This window comes from Acidisoma cellulosilyticum, assembly GCF_020621385.1.
Taxonomy (GTDB): Bacteria; Pseudomonadota; Alphaproteobacteria; order Acetobacterales; family Acetobacteraceae; genus Acidisoma; species Acidisoma cellulosilyticum.
On sequence record NZ_JAESVA010000002.1, the window covers coordinates 20783 to 36644 of the forward strand.

At 65.0% G+C, this 15862-nt stretch carries 14 protein-coding genes; 4 read left to right on the forward strand and 10 right to left on the reverse strand.

Translation table 11 applies throughout. The features are described 5' to 3' along the window. Positions 1-37 precede the first annotated feature (37 nt). On the forward strand, positions 38-748 hold the full coding sequence (pdeM, locus tag ACELLULO517_RS04425) for a ligase-associated DNA damage response endonuclease PdeM (protein ID WP_227306099.1): 711 nt from the start codon (positions 38-40) through the stop codon (positions 746-748). Continuing rightward, entirely contained in the window at positions 745-1080 is a 336-nt protein-coding gene (locus tag ACELLULO517_RS04430; protein ID WP_227306100.1) for a hypothetical protein, read from the forward strand. Before pdeM ends, ACELLULO517_RS04430 begins: the two co-directional genes overlap by 4 nt. A gap of 11 nt (positions 1081-1091) precedes the next feature. Here ACELLULO517_RS04430 and ACELLULO517_RS04435 read toward each other — a convergent pair whose 3' ends face one another. The 4 genes from ACELLULO517_RS04435 to ACELLULO517_RS04450 all read right to left on the reverse strand — a co-directional run bounded on the left by ACELLULO517_RS04435 (position 1092) and on the right by ACELLULO517_RS04450 (position 6329). Beyond that, a complete protein-coding gene (locus ACELLULO517_RS04435) occupies positions 1092-1511 on the reverse strand; it encodes an OmpA family protein (protein WP_227306101.1) in 420 nt (139 codons plus the stop codon). Positions 1512-1602: 91 nt separating this feature from the next. Next, positions 1603-1941, reverse strand: a complete 339-nt coding sequence (locus ACELLULO517_RS04440; protein ID WP_227306102.1) for a hypothetical protein — start codon at positions 1939-1941, stop codon at positions 1603-1605. Between the two features lie 115 nt (positions 1942-2056). Beyond that, positions 2057-4750, reverse strand: a complete 2694-nt coding sequence (locus ACELLULO517_RS04445) for a valine--tRNA ligase (RefSeq protein WP_227306103.1) — start codon at positions 4748-4750, stop codon at positions 2057-2059. 448 nt (positions 4751-5198) lie between these two features. Beyond that, a complete protein-coding gene (locus ACELLULO517_RS04450) occupies positions 5199-6329 on the reverse strand; it encodes an ABC transporter ATP-binding protein (protein WP_227306104.1) in 1131 nt (376 codons plus the stop codon). A gap of 238 nt (positions 6330-6567) precedes the next feature. Between ACELLULO517_RS04450 and ACELLULO517_RS04455 the strand changes: the two genes are divergently transcribed. Next, entirely contained in the window at positions 6568-7668 is a 1101-nt protein-coding gene (locus ACELLULO517_RS04455) for an oxidoreductase (RefSeq protein ID WP_227306105.1), read from the forward strand. Next, positions 7665-8264, forward strand: coding sequence for an isochorismatase family protein (locus tag ACELLULO517_RS04460; protein WP_227306106.1), 600 nt, complete (start codon positions 7665-7667; stop codon positions 8262-8264). Before ACELLULO517_RS04455 ends, ACELLULO517_RS04460 begins: the two co-directional genes overlap by 4 nt. Here ACELLULO517_RS04460 and ACELLULO517_RS04465 read toward each other — a convergent pair. The 6 genes from ACELLULO517_RS04465 to ACELLULO517_RS04490 all read right to left on the reverse strand — a co-directional run bounded on the left by ACELLULO517_RS04465 (position 8224) and on the right by ACELLULO517_RS04490 (position 15761). Continuing rightward, positions 8224-9816 carry an FAD-dependent monooxygenase gene (locus ACELLULO517_RS04465; RefSeq protein WP_227306107.1) on the reverse strand — a complete coding sequence of 531 codons (1593 nt, stop codon included), beginning with the start codon at positions 9814-9816 and terminating at the stop codon, positions 8224-8226. The genes ACELLULO517_RS04460 and ACELLULO517_RS04465 overlap by 41 nt on opposite strands. A gap of 138 nt (positions 9817-9954) precedes the next feature. Next, a complete protein-coding gene (locus ACELLULO517_RS04470) occupies positions 9955-10941 on the reverse strand; it encodes a phosphotransferase (RefSeq protein WP_227306108.1) in 987 nt (328 codons plus the stop codon). After that, positions 10938-11555, reverse strand: coding sequence for a LysE family translocator (locus tag ACELLULO517_RS04475; protein ID WP_227306109.1), 618 nt, complete (start codon positions 11553-11555; stop codon positions 10938-10940). The genes ACELLULO517_RS04470 and ACELLULO517_RS04475 overlap by 4 nt, the downstream gene beginning before the upstream one ends. A 112-nt stretch (positions 11556-11667) precedes the next feature. Next, complete coding sequence (locus tag ACELLULO517_RS04480; RefSeq protein ID WP_227306110.1) at positions 11668-13038, reverse strand: aminotransferase; 1371 nt, start codon at positions 13036-13038, stop codon at positions 11668-11670. A 60-nt stretch (positions 13039-13098) separates the two neighbouring features. Beyond that, positions 13099-14394 (reverse strand): NAD(P)/FAD-dependent oxidoreductase, encoded by a 1296-nt coding sequence (locus ACELLULO517_RS04485; RefSeq protein ID WP_227306111.1) that lies wholly within the window; start codon positions 14392-14394, stop codon positions 13099-13101. 2 nt (positions 14395-14396) lie between these two features. Next, positions 14397-15761: a glutamine synthetase family protein gene (locus ACELLULO517_RS04490; protein ID WP_227306112.1), complete on the reverse strand. Its 1365-nt coding sequence runs from the start codon at positions 15759-15761 to the stop codon at positions 14397-14399. Between the last annotated feature and the right edge of the window lie 101 nt (positions 15762-15862).

Genomic DNA, 15862 nt, shown 5'->3' on the forward strand with positions numbered 1-15862 from the left:
GCAGCCTGCCGAATGCCTGCCTGCAAGCCGCGATGTCATGAGCGCCGCCGCTCCGCTGCATATCGGGACCGAGCGTTTGATGCTCGATCCCTCAGGTGCCGTCTCATGGCCGTCCCGTAGCATGTTGATTTTATCCGATTTGCATCTGGAAAAAGGCTCGGCGGCGGCGGCGCGTGGCCGGCTATTGCCACCCTATGACACAAGATCAACATTGGATAATATGTCGCTGTTAATACGGCATTATTCACCAAAATACGTACTCTGTCTCGGCGATAGTTTTCATGACGCCGGCGGGGCTGAGAGGCTCGCCCCCGCCGATCAGGCAAGGCTGGCCGCCATGGCGCGCCAAACCAAATTCATCTGGGTTCTGGGCAATCATGACCCTAGTTTGCCGGCCTTCCTGCCGGGCGATATCTGCGTGGAATGGAGCGACGGGCCGTTCCGATTCCGCCATGAGGCGGGACCGACCACGGCGGGCGCGTTCGAGCTGTCCGGCCATTACCACCCCAAAGCGACGGTGCCGGTGCGCGGCGCCGCCGTCACCCGCCCCTGCTTCATCACGGACGGCCATAAGCGTCTGATCCTGCCGGCCTTCGGTGCCTATACCGGCGGGCTGGATGTCGCGGACCCTGCCATCGCAGGGCTGTTTCCGCGCGGCGCGCGCATCTTTCTGCTCGGCCAAGGGCGGCTGTTCCATTTCCCCATCGGCCGGGCGCGGGCTGGTGCCAGCGCTGGCGCGGCCGCATGAAGCCGGGCCTCGCCTTCCTGATCCTGGCGGTCGCAGCGGTGCTGGAAGCCGGTGGCGACGCCATCATCCGGCGCGGGCTGCATGCGGAGGGCCTGGCGCTGCGCCTGGGCCTGATCGTCGCCGGGGGGCTGGTGCTGACCGCCTATGGCGTCACCGTCAATCTGCCGCCCTGGGATTTCGGGCGGCTGCTCGGCGTCTATGTGGCTCTGTTCTTCGTCGTGGCGCAGGTCATCAACCGCTGCGCCTTCGGGGTCACGCCCACAGCGCCCGTTCTGCTGGGCGGCGGGCTGATCCTGTCAGGCGCGCTGGTCATGACCTTCTGGCGCGCCTGAGGGAGCAGATCTTACGGGTTGGCGGGCGGGGTGCCGACGATGATATCGACGCGACGGACTTCGATCTTGGACATCGGCACTTCCGGCTGAACCGGGCCCTTGGCCACCGCGCTGATGCGGTTCTTATCAACGCCATCGGCGATCAGCTGGGCCGTCACCGCGCTGGCACGCTCGGCATCGATATCGGCCGGCTCGACATAGTTATGGCCCGGAGGGGCGCCGTAGGCGACCAGGGTGACCGGATCGGTCGGGTTCGCCTGGGCGAATTTCGCGGCCGAAGCGACGACGGAATCGGCGCCATTCGCGAGGGTCGAGGTGACGGGCGCGAAAAAGATCGGGAAGCGCTGGCCGTTGCCCGGTGTCAGCGGCGGATTGAAGGCCGCGCAGGCAGTGACCGAAAGAAGCAGGGGGAGGCCGATGAGCCAGCGCATGGTCTTACCTATCAGGTTGACTTGATACGCTGGCTCTAAATCACGGCTGTTTCACCGTCAATTCAATGACGTAGGAAACGCTCTTAAAGGCTCAACGCCAATGCTGCGGGATCCAGACCTGACGGCCGCCGCGCCAGGCCCAATGACCCGGTATGAACTGCGCATAACCCGGACCGCCACGGCGATAATGACCGCCGACCCAGATATAGCGATAGCCGTCCCAGCGGTAGTGGCCGGGTTCCCAGATCATGCCCGGCGGCGGCGGGGGCGGACGACGCTCGAAGGGCGGCGGCGGCATGGGCGGATAGCCCTGCGCGTCAGCCGGGGCGATGCTGGCAATAGCGACGCCACCGGCAGCCAAGGCCAGGCCACCCAGACCAATGCGGCGCAGAAGCCCGCGCCGCGCGAGGGTTTTCGGATCGTTAATCATCGTCTCTCCTTAATGCTGAGGACTTCCTCGGACGGTCGTATGGAGCACGTCCGAGCAGGCAAAACGAGGGCAGGTTTGTTACGGAAATTGGGCTGTCAGCCCCTGCCCGCCGGTTTCAGCCGAGCCGGATCAGCGCCGCTTCCAACCTTGCTGCCTCAGCCTCGAAGGCGGCCAGACGGTCCCGATTTTCCTGCACCACTTCGGGCTTGGCGCGGGCGACGAAGCTCTCATTTGAGAGTTTGCTGCGCACCTTCTGCGCCTCGTCCAGCGCCTTGGCGCGTTCCTTTTCCAGCCGCGCGCGCTCGGCCGAGAGATCGATCAGGTCAGCGAGCGGGATGGCAATTGTAACAGAGCCCAGGATGGCCTGGGCAGAGCCCTTCGGCACCTCGCCCGCCAGCGGGCTGACCTCGGAGGCGCGGCCCATACGCCGGATCGGGTCGATCCAGCGCGCCGCGCGGCCGAGTTCCTCGGCGCTGGCGTCCTTCAGCAGAATGGGTGCCAGCACGGATGGCGCCACCCGCATTTCGGACCGCACGGCGCGGACTTCGGTGATCAGCCCGACCACCCAGTCCAGCTCGGCGCGGGCGGCGGCAGCCTCGGGCACCGCGACAGCCTCGGGCCAATTGGCCTTGATCAGCGTGCCTTCGGCGCCGAAGCCGAATTCGCCCCACAGCACTTCGGTCACATAGGGCATGGCCGGGTGCAGCAGCTTCAGGATAATGCCCAGCACATGGGCGGCCACCGCCCGCACCTCGGCCGCTTCCGGCGTGTCACCCTGGGCGAAGACGGGTTTCGCGAACTCGATGAACCAGTCGCAGAAACTGTTCCAGGTGAAGCGATAGCCTGCGGATGCGTAATCATCCAGCCGGTAGGATTCGAACGCGGTCGTCGCTTCCGCAATCGCGGTATTGGCGGTGTCCAAAATCCAGCGTGACAGAGGCAGCTTGACGCTTGCCGGATCAAAGTCCGCTACCGGCTTGACCTCGTTCATCTCCAGGAAGCGCGCGGCGTTCCACAGCTTGGTGACGAAGGACCGATAGCTTTCGACGACCGCCGGGCCAAGCTTCACGTCACGGCCGGGGCCGGTCAGCGCGCAGATGGTGAAGCGCAGCGCATCCGTGCCGTATTGATCGATCAATTCCAGAGGATCGATGACATTGCCTTTCGACTTCGACATCTTCTGGCCGCGCTCATCGCGCACCAGCCCGTGGATATAGATCGTCTTGAAGGGCACATCATCCATGGCGAAAAGGCCCATCATCATCATCCGGGCGACCCAGAAGAAGATGATGTCATGCGCCGTCACCAGCACGTCGGTCGGGTAATAGCGGGGCAGTTCCGGCGTCTGATCCGGCCAGCCGAGCGTCGAGAAAGGCCAAAGGCCGGAGCTGAACCAGGTGTCCAGCACGTCGTCGTCCTGCGCCAGCGGCTGGGCCTCGCCGTAATGCGCTAAGGCCTGGGCAGCGGCGCCCGCCTCATCCTCCGCCACGAAGACGACGCCGTCCGGTCCGTACCAGGCCGGAATGCGATGACCCCACCAAAGCTGGCGGCTGATGCACCAGGGCTCGATATCCCGCATCCAGGCGAAGAAGGTGTTTTCCCATTGTTTCGGGACAAACACCGTGCGCCCCTGCTCGACCGCCTCCACCGCGGGCTTGGCGAGGGTCGCGGCGTCGCAGAACCATTGTGTCGTCAGCAGCGGCTCGATCGGCACGCCGGAGCGGTCGCCATGCGGCACCTGATTGCGATGTTTCTCGACCTTGTCGAGGAGGTCCAGACGTTCGAGTTCCGCCACGATGGCCGCGCGCAGCTTGAAACGGTCTTCACCGGCCAGCGCCTGCAGGAAGCTGGGCTCCGCGACACCCGGCACAGCGCGCAGCTCGTCCGCGATCTCAGTGAGCGTGAAGGCCGCCTGACGGTCGAGGATGGAAGGCATCGGCAGGCTGTGGCGCTGGCCCACCGCGAAATCGTTGAAATCATGCGCGGGCGTGATTTTCACGGCACCCGTGCCCTTGGTCGGGTCCGAATGCTCATCCGCCACGATCGGGATCAGCCGGCCGACAAGCGGCAGGATGGCGAATTTGCCGATCAGATCCTGGTAGCGTTCGTCTTCCGGGTTCACCGCGACGGCGACGTCACCCGGCAGGGTCTCGGGCCGGGTGGTCGCGACGGTGATGAAGCGGCCGTCCTGACCCGCGATCGGATAGCGCAGATGCCACAGGCTGCCGTCCATCTCCTTACTCTCGACCTCAAGGTCGGAGATGGCGGATTGGAATTTCGGGTCCCAGTTCACCAAGCGGCGGTCGCGATAGATCAGACCCTTTGCATGCAGCATGACGAAGATGCGGCGCACGGCGCGCGTCAGGCCCGCATCCATCGTGAACCGCTCACGCGGCCAGTCGAGCGACGCGCCGAGGCGGCGCAGCTGGCGGGTGATGTTCCCGCCCGATTCGCCCTTCCACTGCCAGACGCGGTCCAGGAAAGCCTCGCGGCCCATCTCCTTGCGGGTCTTGCCTTCGGTCGCCAGCAGACGCTCGACCACCATCTGGGTCGCGATGCCGGCATGGTCCGTGCCCGGCTGCCACAGCGCGTCGCGCCCGGTCATCCGCCGATAGCGGATCAGGCTGTCCTGCACCGTGAAGGTCAGCGCGTGCCCCATATGCAGGCTGCCCGTGACATTGGGCGGCGGGATCATGACCGTGAAGGGGGTCGCGTCGGAGGTTGGATCGGCGGCGAAGGCGCCGCTTTCTTCCCAGGTTTTATACAGCCGGGCTTCGGCTTCGGCGGGGGCGAATGTCTTGTCGAGCATGCCCTGACCTAGCGGAGACTGCGCGCCTCATAAAGAGGGGGAAATGCGGGGCACCCGCGATGTAACGCTGTCAGAGCGGGGATGACGAAGTCAGTGGAGGCACACCTTCTTTATCGTCGCCCGCGGCCTGTCCGGCCGAGCTTCATGCCGCGGGTCTACCCGTTCAGGCGCCCAAACGCCATCAGGGCGCCGCGGCGGGTAGTTCCCCGGCATGAAGCCGGGGATGACGAGTTCCGTAGAGGCGCACCTTCTCTATCGTCGCCTGCGGACTGCCACCCTCAGTCGCCCGCCAACTCCAATCCTGTCGCCCGCGGCTTCATGCCGCGGGTCTACCCGTTCGGGCGTCTAAACGGCGTCAGGGCGCCGCAGCGGGTAGGTCCCCGGCACGAAGCCGGGGATGACGAGTTCTGTAGAGGCGCGCGTTCTTTGGATGACTATGAAGAAGGGTTCAAACCACCTTATCGGTCGTCGGATCGATCAGATGCATATTGTTCATATCGACGGACAGGTGAAGCTTCGACCCCGGACCCACTTCGACCAGCGGGTCGATACGGGCGCAGAAGGGCAAGGTCGTCACGTCGCGGCTGGCGGTGTCCCCTTCCAGGAAGAAATAGATCACCGTCTCCATGCCCATCGGCTCGGTGATGTCGATATCGACACCCACCGTCGCGAAGCCGGGGCGGTTGTCGCCGGTATAGACGGGCAAATGTTCCGGGCGGATGCCGAAGATCATCTCCTTGCCGGCATAGGGTGCATAACGGCTGACGCGCTCGGCGGGAACGGGCAGGTTGACGCCGTTGGTCAGCTGCACGGTCAGGCCCTCGGCTGTTTTCACCAGCGTGCAGGGGATGAAATTCATCCCCGGGCTGCCGATGAACCCGGCGACGAAGCGGGTTTCCGGGTGATGATACAGTTCCTGCGGCGGGCCGACCTGCTCGATCAGCCCCTGATTCATGACGACGACCCGATCGGCCAGCGTCATGGCTTCCACCTGATCATGCGTCACATAGACCGTCGTCGTCTTGACGGTGTTATGGACCTTCTTGATTTCGGTGCGCATCTGCACGCGGAGCTTGGCGTCGAGGTTGGACAGCGGCTCGTCGAACAGGAAGACCTTCGGGTTGCGCACGATGGCGCGGCCCATGGCAACGCGCTGGCGCTGGCCGCCGGACAGCGCGCGGGGCTTGCGCTGCAGCAGCGGCGTCAGATGCAGGATGCGGGCGGCGTCCTCGACGCGGCGCTTGATGTCTTCCTTGGGGAACTTCCGCAGCTTCAGGCCGAAGGCCATGTTGTCGTAGACCGACATATGCGGATAGAGCGCGTAGTTCTGGAAGACCATGGCGATGTCACGGTCGCGCGGCGGCACGTCATTGACGACGCGACCGCCAATGTCGATCTCGCCGCCTGAAATCTCTTCCAGTCCCGCGATCATGCGCAGCGTGGTCGATTTGCCGCAGCCCGAGGGGCCGACGAGGACGACGAATTCGCCGTCCTTAATCTCAAGATTGATACCCTTAACGGCCAGCGCATCGCTGCCTTCATAGGTCTTCTTGAGGGTTCTGATCGAAACTTGAGCCATTAATCCGTTTCCCCGCTGGTCTGAATACGCCTAACGTCTGCCGCGCAAAGCTAGCTTGCAAGCCGCTTTTTTGTTTTTACTGTACCAAGATTAGCTTGATCGGGCGGGTAAGGCCATAGTCTTGATGGCGGGCTCTCGCATTTGGGTTGTGACGGTATCGTAGGTTGAAAATCCCGCGCGGCCGGCCGAGCATGGCAGAGGGTTGGACCAGCCCCCCGAACACAGAGAGCAGACGCCCATGGCAGACGCAGCCCCTTCCCGCTCGCCCATCCGCACCAGCCTGATCGGCTATGGCTATGTCGGCCGCACCTTCCACGCGCCCCTTCTCCTGGCCGTGCCGGGACTGGCGCTGACGGTGATCGGCTCCAGCCAGACAGCGGATGTCGTGCATGAAACCGCGCCCGATACGGTGGTCATCGCGGACCCCGTGGCGGCCGCGACCGCTCCGGATATCGATCTGGTGGTCATCGCTACGCCCAATGACAGTCACGCGCGGCTGGCCATCGCTGCGCTGGAGGCCGGCAAGCATGTGGTGATCGATAAGCCCTTCACGGTCTCATTGGGGGAAGCGCGCGCCGTCGCGGCGGCGGCCGAAAAATCCGGCAGGATTTTATCCGTCTTCCAGAACCGCCGTTTCGACAGCGATTTCCTAACCGCCGAGGCTGCCATCGCCGGCGGAAGGCTAGGCCGGCTGGTGCAGTTCGAAAGCCGTATCGATCGCTACCGGCCGCAGACGCAGGACCGCTGGCGCGAACGTCCTGGCGCCGGCACCGGCCTGTGGTTCGATCTCGGCTCGCACCTTGCCGATCAGGCGCTGAAGCTGTTCGGCATTCCCGACAGTGTCGATGTGCATACCGCCAGCCAGCGTGCGGAAGGGACCGCGCCCGACTGGTTCCATGCCGTGCTGACCTATCGCGGATTGCATGTGATCCTGGGCGCCGGCTGTCTTGTCTCGGGCGGCACCAATCGCTTCACCCTGCACGGCACCGAGGCGAGCTTCGTCAAATCCGGCGTCGATGTGCAGGAGACGCAATTGCGTCAGGGCATGGTGCCGGGCGATCTGGACTGGGGCATCGATCTTGATGCCGCGACGCTGATCGACGGCGCGACCGCCGAGCCCGAAATCATGGCCGCCGTCGACGGCGACTATCGCCGCTATTACGAAGGTGTGCGCGATGCGATTCTGGGCAGCGGTCTGAACCCGGTGCCGCCGGCCGAGGCCTTGGCTTTGATGGCGCTGATCGAAGCGGGGGAGCAGTCGGCCGCCACCGGTCGCGCTCTGCCGCTCTCCCTCACCCAGGCCGAGATTGCGGCGTTCCAGGCGGCAAGGGCGATATGACGCTGCCCTTGTCCGATCTGCCGGCGCAAAACACGGAGCGCCCTCACCCGGATCGCCGCGCGCCATTGGTCGTGATCGACTTGCAAACAGACATGTTCAGCGGTGCGACGCAGCCGCCTTTGCATGATGCGGATGGGCTGCTGGCGCGCGCGCATGCGGCCATCGCCTGGGCAAGGCGTGACGGACGCCCCATCGCCTTCATCCGGCATGATGGCCCACCTGACGATGCGCTGGCACCCGAAGCGCCAGGATGGCCGATATGGCCCGCTTTGGGCCAAGCGGCGGACGAGCCGACCTTCAGCAAGAATGAACTCGATGCCTTCAGCAACCCGGCTTTCGCTGCCTGGGTCGCCGAACAGGGCGCAGCCAGCGTCATCCTTCTCGGGGCGCAAACCGATTATTGCGTCGGCGCGACGACAAGGGCTGGTCTGGCGCTTGGCCTGGCCGTCACGGTCGTCGGCGACGCGCATAGCACCTGGGATAGCGAGACCGAAGCGGCGGCCGCGATTATCGCGCGGCATAACGCTGAATTTCTGGACAAGGGCGCCGCGGTCATCACGACGGCGCGGCTGACGCAAAGCCAGGATCGACGCTGATCACGCGATCCACATAGCGCGCGAGCACAGCGACATCGTTGCCCTCGCCGCGCGCCGCGATGACCTGATCCGGGCGGATCAGCACCCAGCCGGGCCCAGACAGGTGATAGCGCTTGCGGATGGCCTGATCGGGGTCGGTCGCCGCATCGAAGCGAAGCACGTCGATCGCGCTGGTCGCGGCTTCCGGCACGCCGGACAAATCGATCGTCCCGCCGTCATCCTCGAAGACGAGAAGGGAATGCCGCTCGCCGGAAATCGACGGCCATAGGCTGCGGCTTTCGCCCGTCGCCGCATCCGTCCAGGTCGCGTCCAGCGCCCTGGTGCCGACATCGCCGCGCTTCGGCCGGCGCCCCGGCTCACCCAGCGCCACCAACGGGCCGTCGTGATAGGTGATGGAGGTTTCGGACAGTTGCACCTGAATCATCTTCTGCACGGCGGGCAGCTTGCCGACGACCGTCATCGCCAGATCGCGCACCGTATCGATCAGAAGCCCGCCCCGGAAGGCCATGTGCTGCCGTTGTGTCGATTCGTCCACGACAGCGCGCGCGGCCGGGCGCCGCTCGGCCTCGTAACTATCCAGCAGCACATCCGGGTCGCCGCGACCCTGGATGACATAGGCCAGCTTCCAGCCGAGATTGACCGCATCCTGGATGCCCGTATTCATCCCCTGCCCGCCGGCGGGGCTATGGATATGCGCGGCATCGCCCGCCACGAAACAACGGCCTTTCCGGTAATGCGAGGCCAGCCGTTCATTGATGTGAAAGACCGACAGCCAGGTCGGGTCGCGCAGCGTCGCACCCGGCCGGAAATGCCGGTCCATCTTCTCCTGCAATTCGGCCAGGCTGGTCGGCTCATCGCTGCTGGGGCCGCTGTCACGCATCGTGAAGATGCGCCAGACGCCCTCCTCGAAGGGGAACAGCGCGACCGTGCCGCCGTCATGCCACCAGATGTACAGGCTGCGATCATCCAGATCGCCGCCGTCGATTTTGACGTCGCCGAGCAGAAAGGTCTGCGGCTCGGTCAGCCCCTCGAATTCCGCGCCGATGGCGTGCCGCACGACGCTGCGCGCGCCGTCGCAGCCCAGGACGTAGCGCGTGCGGCTTGTGCTCTCGACACCGTCGGTGCTGCGCAGAATGCCGGTGACGCCTGCCTCATCCTGGGTGACGCTTGTCAGTTCGATACCGCGCTCGACAGTAACGCCAAGTTCGGCCAGCCGCTCGCGCAGCTTCCGTTCGGTGCCGGCCTGTGACAGCAGAATGGGAAAGGGAAAGGCGCTGTCGATCCCGTCACCCACCACGATCTGCCCCAATTCCCGGTGCCCGTCGCCGACGCGCACGGCATGCATCTGCCGGCCGGTGGCCAGGAACCTGTCGACGATCCCCATGCCCTGCAGCGCCTCCAGCGTCGCGCTCCAGATCACCAGCGCCTTGGAGACCGCTGCGGGTTCGGTCAGTTTATCGATGATACGAACGGAGACGCCGAAGCGGCGAAGCGTGATGGCAAGCGCCAGGCCAGTCGGGCCGGCGCCGACGATCAGAACATCCTGATCCATGACCTTGTCTTCCCTAACATCCGTCAGCGGCAATTGGCGAGGCGGGCGCGCTGCGGAAACCGCAGATCGAGATAAATTCAGAAGATTTATGGATCGGATAAAACAATAATTGCCGAACTGACACAAGTCCAGCGCCGGTCAGGCGCTGCCGCCAAGGCGCGGCGGCGCGGCACCGGTCATGAAAGACGCCAGGAAGACCTTGCCGAGCAGATGCTTGGTCTCCGGCGCGTCCAGCCGCATGCCGCCCAGGCGGACGGCGCGTTCAAACGCTTCGGCGCTGGGGGCCGAGAGATTACGATCCTCAAGCGGCCCGAGCGCCGCGAAGGCCGCACTGAGCAGCACGCCGGCGTAATACAGACGCACCAAGGCGCGGGCGAGTGCCAGCCGCGTCGGGTCGATACGTTCCGGCCAATGGGCGCTGGCCGCTTGTTTCAGAAGCTCTGCACAAGCCGGATCGGGCGCGAAATTGTCGAGCGCGATCGCGATATCGATATGCGGATCGTTGAGATAGGCGGATTCCCAATCGATCAGCCAAAGCCGCGAACCATCGAACAGCAGGTTATGCGGCAGCAGATCGTTATGGCTCGCGACACCCCATTCGAACCCGGCCCGATAGGCCTCGCTGACGCGCGCCAGACGCGCGCTCGTCCTATCCAGAATACCAGGGGCAAACAGGCCGGTACTGCAAAGATAGGTCCAAAGACGGCCGACCATGTCCGTGTAATCGACGAAATGGGGAAAGGCCGGCACGGCCTGAAGGCGGGCGATCAGCCCGCCGATCCCTTGGGCGAAACCGGCGCTGCCGCCCGGATAGGTGTTGAGCGGTTTTGCGTCGATGAAATCCATGACCGCGACGCCGAGCGTTTCGTTCGTGTAGTAAAGCCGGGGGGCCAGCCCTTCTTGCGCGGCCCGCGTCATGGACTCGTATTGATGGGGGTTGCGCAGCGGACTGCGTTCGCCTTCCACGCGCACGACAAAGCGCTGGTCGCCCCGGTCGACGCGGAAGGGAAAGGCGGTGGAAGCCCCGCCCTGCAGGGGCTCGATCGCATCGGCCTGCGCGGAGCCGAAGGCCGCGATCAGCGCCGCGCGCAGACGCTCCTGCACCTGGGGGTCATCAATGCTCACCGCTTATGCGCGACCGCGAGGCCGGCGGCGGCGGCCATCAGCATGCCGCCCGAAAGCCGGTTGCGCAGGCGGGCGTGGCGCGACAGCAGGCGCCGCGCGCGGCCGGCCGCTATTGCCCAGCCGGAATCCATGATCCCGATGATGACGAGGAAGGTCAGGGCCAGCAGCGCCACCTGCGGCAGCACGGCATGGTGGGCCGCAATGAACTGCGGAAACAGCGCGCCCAGAAACAGCAGCACCTTGGGGTTGGTGAGCGACACCGCCGCCGCCCTTGGCAGCATGGAACGCAGGGGGATTTTCGCCCCGGCATGAACCCGGCTGAGATCCACCGCCGGCGCGCGCCACTGCCGGTAGCCGAGATAAAGCAGATAGACCACGCCGACCCAGCGCAGCAGGGTGAACCAGACGCCCATGCTTTCGAGCAAGGCTGTCAGGCCGAGGGAGACGGCGATGAGCTGGATCACCTGGGCCGAAACGGTGCCGGCGACCGTCGCCAGACCGTAGCGCACGCCATGGGCGACGCTATTGGCGACGATCAGCGCGACATTCGGCCCCGGAATGCAGCCGAGGATGAGGGTGACGCCGACAAATCCGCAATAGAGATGCCAGTCCATCGCCACCCCCAAAGGTTTCTCCGGAGAAAGCTAGACCGCTGTAGGCAGTTTCGCCAGAGGGAAGACTGGTTTGCCCGAGGGAAGACAGGGCAAAGGCCCGGAAAACCCGGTGTCAGCCGGCCTTGACCTCGGCCCAGGTGCGGTCGACGGCGCGGGTCGCACGCTCCACCACCAGGCTGACTTCCTCATCGGAAATCACCAGCGGCGGGGCCAGCACCATGGTGTCGCGGCAGGCGCGCATCACCAGCCCCTCATCGGTCGCGAAATTACGGCAGGTGAGGCCGACTTTTCGCGCCGAAGGATAGGCTTTGTGGCCGGCTCTATCCTCCGCGAGTTCCATTGCGATCATCAAACCCTTGCCCCGGATTTCGCTGACCAGCGGATGGTCGCCGAGCGAAGCGCGCAGGCCGTCGAGCAGTTTCGCCCCCTGCCGTTCCGCTGCCCCGACAAGGTTCTGGCTGTCGATGACGTCGAGATTGGCAAGCGCCACCGCGCAGGCCACCGGATGCCCGGAATAGGTGAAGCCGTGATAGAATTCGCCGCCCTGCTCGATGAAGGTCTCGGCCACACGATCGCCCACGAACAAGGCCGATAGCGGCACATAGCCCGAGGTGATGCCCTTGGCGGTCGTCATCAGGTCCGGCTGGATGCCATAGACGTCGGACCCGAACATGCTGCCGAGGCGGCCATAGCCGCAGATGACCTCGTCCGCGATCAGCAGGATATCGTTCTCGCGGCAGATGCGCTGGATTTCCGGCCAGTAATTGTCGGGCGGGATGATGACGCCGCCGGCCCCCTGAATGGGCTCGCCGATGAAGGCCGCGATCTTATCGGCGCCGACCTGCTGGATATAGGTCTCCAGGCTCAACGCGGCTTTCAGGCCGAATTCCTCCGGCGACAGATCGCCCGCGTCGCGCCAGGTATAGGGCGTCATGACCTGATGGAAATCGGGCAGGTCGCCCGCCTGCTTATGCATGTCCTTCATGCCGCCCACGGACGCGCCGGCGATGGTGGAGCCGTGATAGCCGTATTCGCGACTGACGATGATGCGCTTCTCGGGCTTGCCCTGCAGCTTCCAGAATTGGCGCGCGATGCGCAGCGCGCTGTCGACGGCTTCCGAACCGGATGACGCATAGAAAACGTGGTTCAGCCCGGCGGGCGAAATCCGCGCCAAGCGCTCGGACAAGGCGGCGACCGCCGGTGTCGTGCTGTTGAAGAAGCAGTTGTAATAGGGAAGTGTCGCCATCTGGCGCGCGGCGGCTTCCACCAGAGACGGCTGGCTGTAGCCGGCATTGACGCACCACAGGCCCGCCATGCCGTCCAGCATGCGGTGCCCGTCACCGTCCCAGATCCACACGCCTTCCGCGCGGGTGATGACGCGCACGCGCCCTTCATGCAGCGACTTGTGGTCGGTGAAGGGATGGAAGTGATGCGCGTTATCGACGGCGCGGAGATGGTCGATGTCGTTCGGAATGTCGAGCATGGTGCGATGCTTTCTAACGATCAGAAATTTTTGCTTCTTTTTTCCAAAAGAAGCGCTGTTTTAAAACGCCAGCCGGTCGCGCAGACCGTACCACCAGGCGCCGAGCACGGTCAGCGGAACGCGGAGGCGCTGTCCGCCCGGAAACGGGAAGTAAGGGAGTGCGGCGAAGGTATCGAAACGCGCCATGCGGCCCTGCACGGCCTCGCCCAGCAGACGCCCGAGCAGATGCGTCGTCGTCACGCCATGGCCGCTATCGCCATGGCTGAACAGCACATTCGGCGACAGCCGCCCGACATGGGGCACGCGCGTCATCGTCAGCGCGAAATTGCCGCTCCAGGCGAAATCGAGCGTCACGCCGCGCAGTTCGGGAAAGGTCCTGTCCAGATGCGGGCGGATCTTGCCCTCGATACTGGCCGGGTCGGTGCCGCCATAGACGATGCCGCCGCCGAACAGCAGCCGGTGATCGGCCGTGCGGCGGTAATAGTCGAGGATATAGTTGCAGTCCTCGACGCAGAAATTCCTCGTAAGAAGGCTGTCGAGCAATTTGGGATCAAGCGGTGCGGTCGCCACCACCTGGGTCGAGACCGGCATGATCTTGTTGGTGAGTTCCGGCACGGCGTCACCCAGATAGGCATTGCCGCAGACGAGCACGGTTTTGGCGATCACCCGCCCGCGATCGGTGCTGACCGTCACCGATGACCCGTCATCCGCAATACCCGTGACCGGGCTGTCCTCATGGATCACGGCACCGAGGGATTCCGCCGCTGCTGCCTCACCCAGAACAAGGTTGAGCGGATGCAGATGCCCGGCGCGATGATCGATCATCCCGCCGCAATAGATACGGGTGCGCGCGATGTCCTGGGAGGCCTGACGGCCGACCATTTCCAGCCCGTTATGGCCGTGCTTCTCCCAGACGCGCTTCTGATGCTCCAGCTCCCGCATCTGGCGCTCGGTCAGCGCCGCGAAATAGCCGCCGGGCACAAGGTCGCACTGAATGTCGTATGTCGCCACGCGCTCGCGGATGATGTCGCCACCTTCCAGCGCCATGACGCCCAGGGCTTTGGCGGCCGTGGCGCCGTAGCGGGATTCGATCACGCCCAGATCCCGGCTATAGCCATTGACGATCTGCCCGCCGTTGCGGCCCGACGCGCCCCAGCCGATTTGCTTGCCCTCCAGCACCACCGCCCGAATGCCGGCCTCCGCCAGGGTCAATGCGGCCGAGATGCCGGTGAAACCGGCACCGATGATGCAGACATCCGCCCGCACGTCGCCCACCAGCGGCGGGCGCAGCGGTGCCGGGTTCCGTGTCGCCGCGTAATAGGACGGCGCATGCGCGGCCCGCGCCGGGACGGACATGGTCAGGCGGTCCTGAGATAGGCGTCATACTCGAATTCCGTGACATGCTCACGGAACTCCGCAATCTCCTGCCGCTTCACGCAGGCAAAGACGTGCTGATAACGCTTGCCGAAGGCTTTTTCGATGAAGGGCGAAGCCTCGAACCGCGCCAAGGCCTCGTCCCAGGTGGCGGGCAGCGTCTCAGCGCCGGACTGGCTATGCTCGCCGCCCATGGGCTCGGGCGGCTCGGCCGCCGTCTCCAGCCCGTGCAGAGCGGCGGAGAGAATGATGGCGAGCGTCAGATAGGGGTTGGTGTCGGTGCCCGCCACGCGATGCTCCACGCGTGTGGCGAGGCCAGCCTCGATCACGCGGATGGCGGCCGTGCGGTTGTCGATGCCCCAGGACAGGCGCGTGGGCGCGTGGGTCGCGGGCGTCAGCCGGCGATAGGAATTGGCGTGCGGGGCCAGGACCAGCATGCTGTCCTTCATCGTGTTCAGCATCCCGCCCACGACCTGGCGCAGCTTGCCGCCGGCCTCGTGCCCGTCGGCCACGAAGATATTGGCGCCCGCGCGGTCCAGCAGGCTGAGATGGGTATGCATGCCGCAGCCCGCGAGCCCGCCATAGGGCTTGGCCATGAAGGTCGCGTCCATGCCGTGGCGGCGCGCCGCCCCTTTGACGATGCGCTTCATCATCACGGTCCAGTCGGCCGCGCGCACCACATCATCGGTATGGGTGAAGTTCAGCTCATACTGATCCGGCCCGTTTTCGCGCACCATGCCGTCCAGCGGGATATTCTGTTCATTGGCGTAGCGCGCGATGTCAGCGAAGATCGCGTCATAGGCATGCAACTCGTCCAGGCTCAGCACATTCTGCGCCCAGCCCTTCCAGCCCTCCGCGTCCGCGCCGTAGGGGCGCGGCTTGGCGCCGGCCAGCTCCTCCGGCTGGATGAAATAGAATTCCAGCTCGGTCGCGACGACAGGCGTCAGCCCTGCCAGCTTGAAGCGTTCCAGCACGTTTTCCAGCACCGTGCGCGGATCGGCGAAATAAGGGCTGCCGTCGGTATCGACCATGCGCAGCATGACCTGGGTCGCCCGGCGGGACAGCCAGGAGATCGGCAGGACCGAGCCCTCGACCGGCTTGCACAGCCCATCCGGATCGCCGGTGCCCCAGGCGAGCCCCGCCTCATCCGCGTCGCGGCCCCAGATATCCTGGGCGAAGACCGAGCGCGGGATCAGCACGCCCTTGTCGCTGACATCGGAGAGTTTCTCGGCCGGCACCCATTTGCCACGCGGCACGCCGTTTCCGTCGACGACGAAGGCTTCGACGATCGCGCCACCCTCCGACTTCTTCGACTTTCCACCGACCGTGACGCGCGGGAGCACCGTCATAACTCTCTCCGTTTTTGCTTTGCCTATTACAGCGCAATGTGATCACATTGAGCAAGCGGCAATCCCTGTCATCGCGCGGAATCGCTGTTAAAGAGATCGAC

Coding starts and splice junctions, on each gene's coding strand:
- pdeM (WP_227306099.1), top strand. CDS start 38: ATGAGCGCCGCCGCTCCGCTGCATATCGGGACCGAGCGTTTGATGCTC.
- ACELLULO517_RS04430 (WP_227306100.1), top strand. CDS start 745: ATGAAGCCGGGCCTCGCCTTCCTGATCCTGGCGGTCGCAGCGGTGCTG.
- ACELLULO517_RS04435 (WP_227306101.1), bottom strand. CDS start 1,511: ATGCGCTGGCTCATCGGCCTCCCCCTGCTTCTTTCGGTCACTGCCTGC.
- ACELLULO517_RS04440 (WP_227306102.1), bottom strand. CDS start 1,941: ATGATTAACGATCCGAAAACCCTCGCGCGGCGCGGGCTTCTGCGCCGC.
- ACELLULO517_RS04445 (WP_227306103.1), bottom strand. CDS start 4,750: ATGCTCGACAAGACATTCGCCCCCGCCGAAGCCGAAGCCCGGCTGTAT.
- ACELLULO517_RS04450 (WP_227306104.1), bottom strand. CDS start 6,329: ATGGCTCAAGTTTCGATCAGAACCCTCAAGAAGACCTATGAAGGCAGC.
- ACELLULO517_RS04455 (WP_227306105.1), top strand. CDS start 6,568: ATGGCAGACGCAGCCCCTTCCCGCTCGCCCATCCGCACCAGCCTGATC.
- ACELLULO517_RS04460 (WP_227306106.1), top strand. CDS start 7,665: ATGACGCTGCCCTTGTCCGATCTGCCGGCGCAAAACACGGAGCGCCCT.
- ACELLULO517_RS04465 (WP_227306107.1), bottom strand. CDS start 9,816: ATGGATCAGGATGTTCTGATCGTCGGCGCCGGCCCGACTGGCCTGGCG.
- ACELLULO517_RS04475 (WP_227306109.1), bottom strand. CDS start 11,555: ATGGACTGGCATCTCTATTGCGGATTTGTCGGCGTCACCCTCATCCTC.
- ACELLULO517_RS04480 (WP_227306110.1), bottom strand. CDS start 13,038: ATGCTCGACATTCCGAACGACATCGACCATCTCCGCGCCGTCGATAAC.
- ACELLULO517_RS04485 (WP_227306111.1), bottom strand. CDS start 14,394: ATGTCCGTCCCGGCGCGGGCCGCGCATGCGCCGTCCTATTACGCGGCG.
- ACELLULO517_RS04490 (WP_227306112.1), bottom strand. CDS start 15,761: ATGACGGTGCTCCCGCGCGTCACGGTCGGTGGAAAGTCGAAGAAGTCG.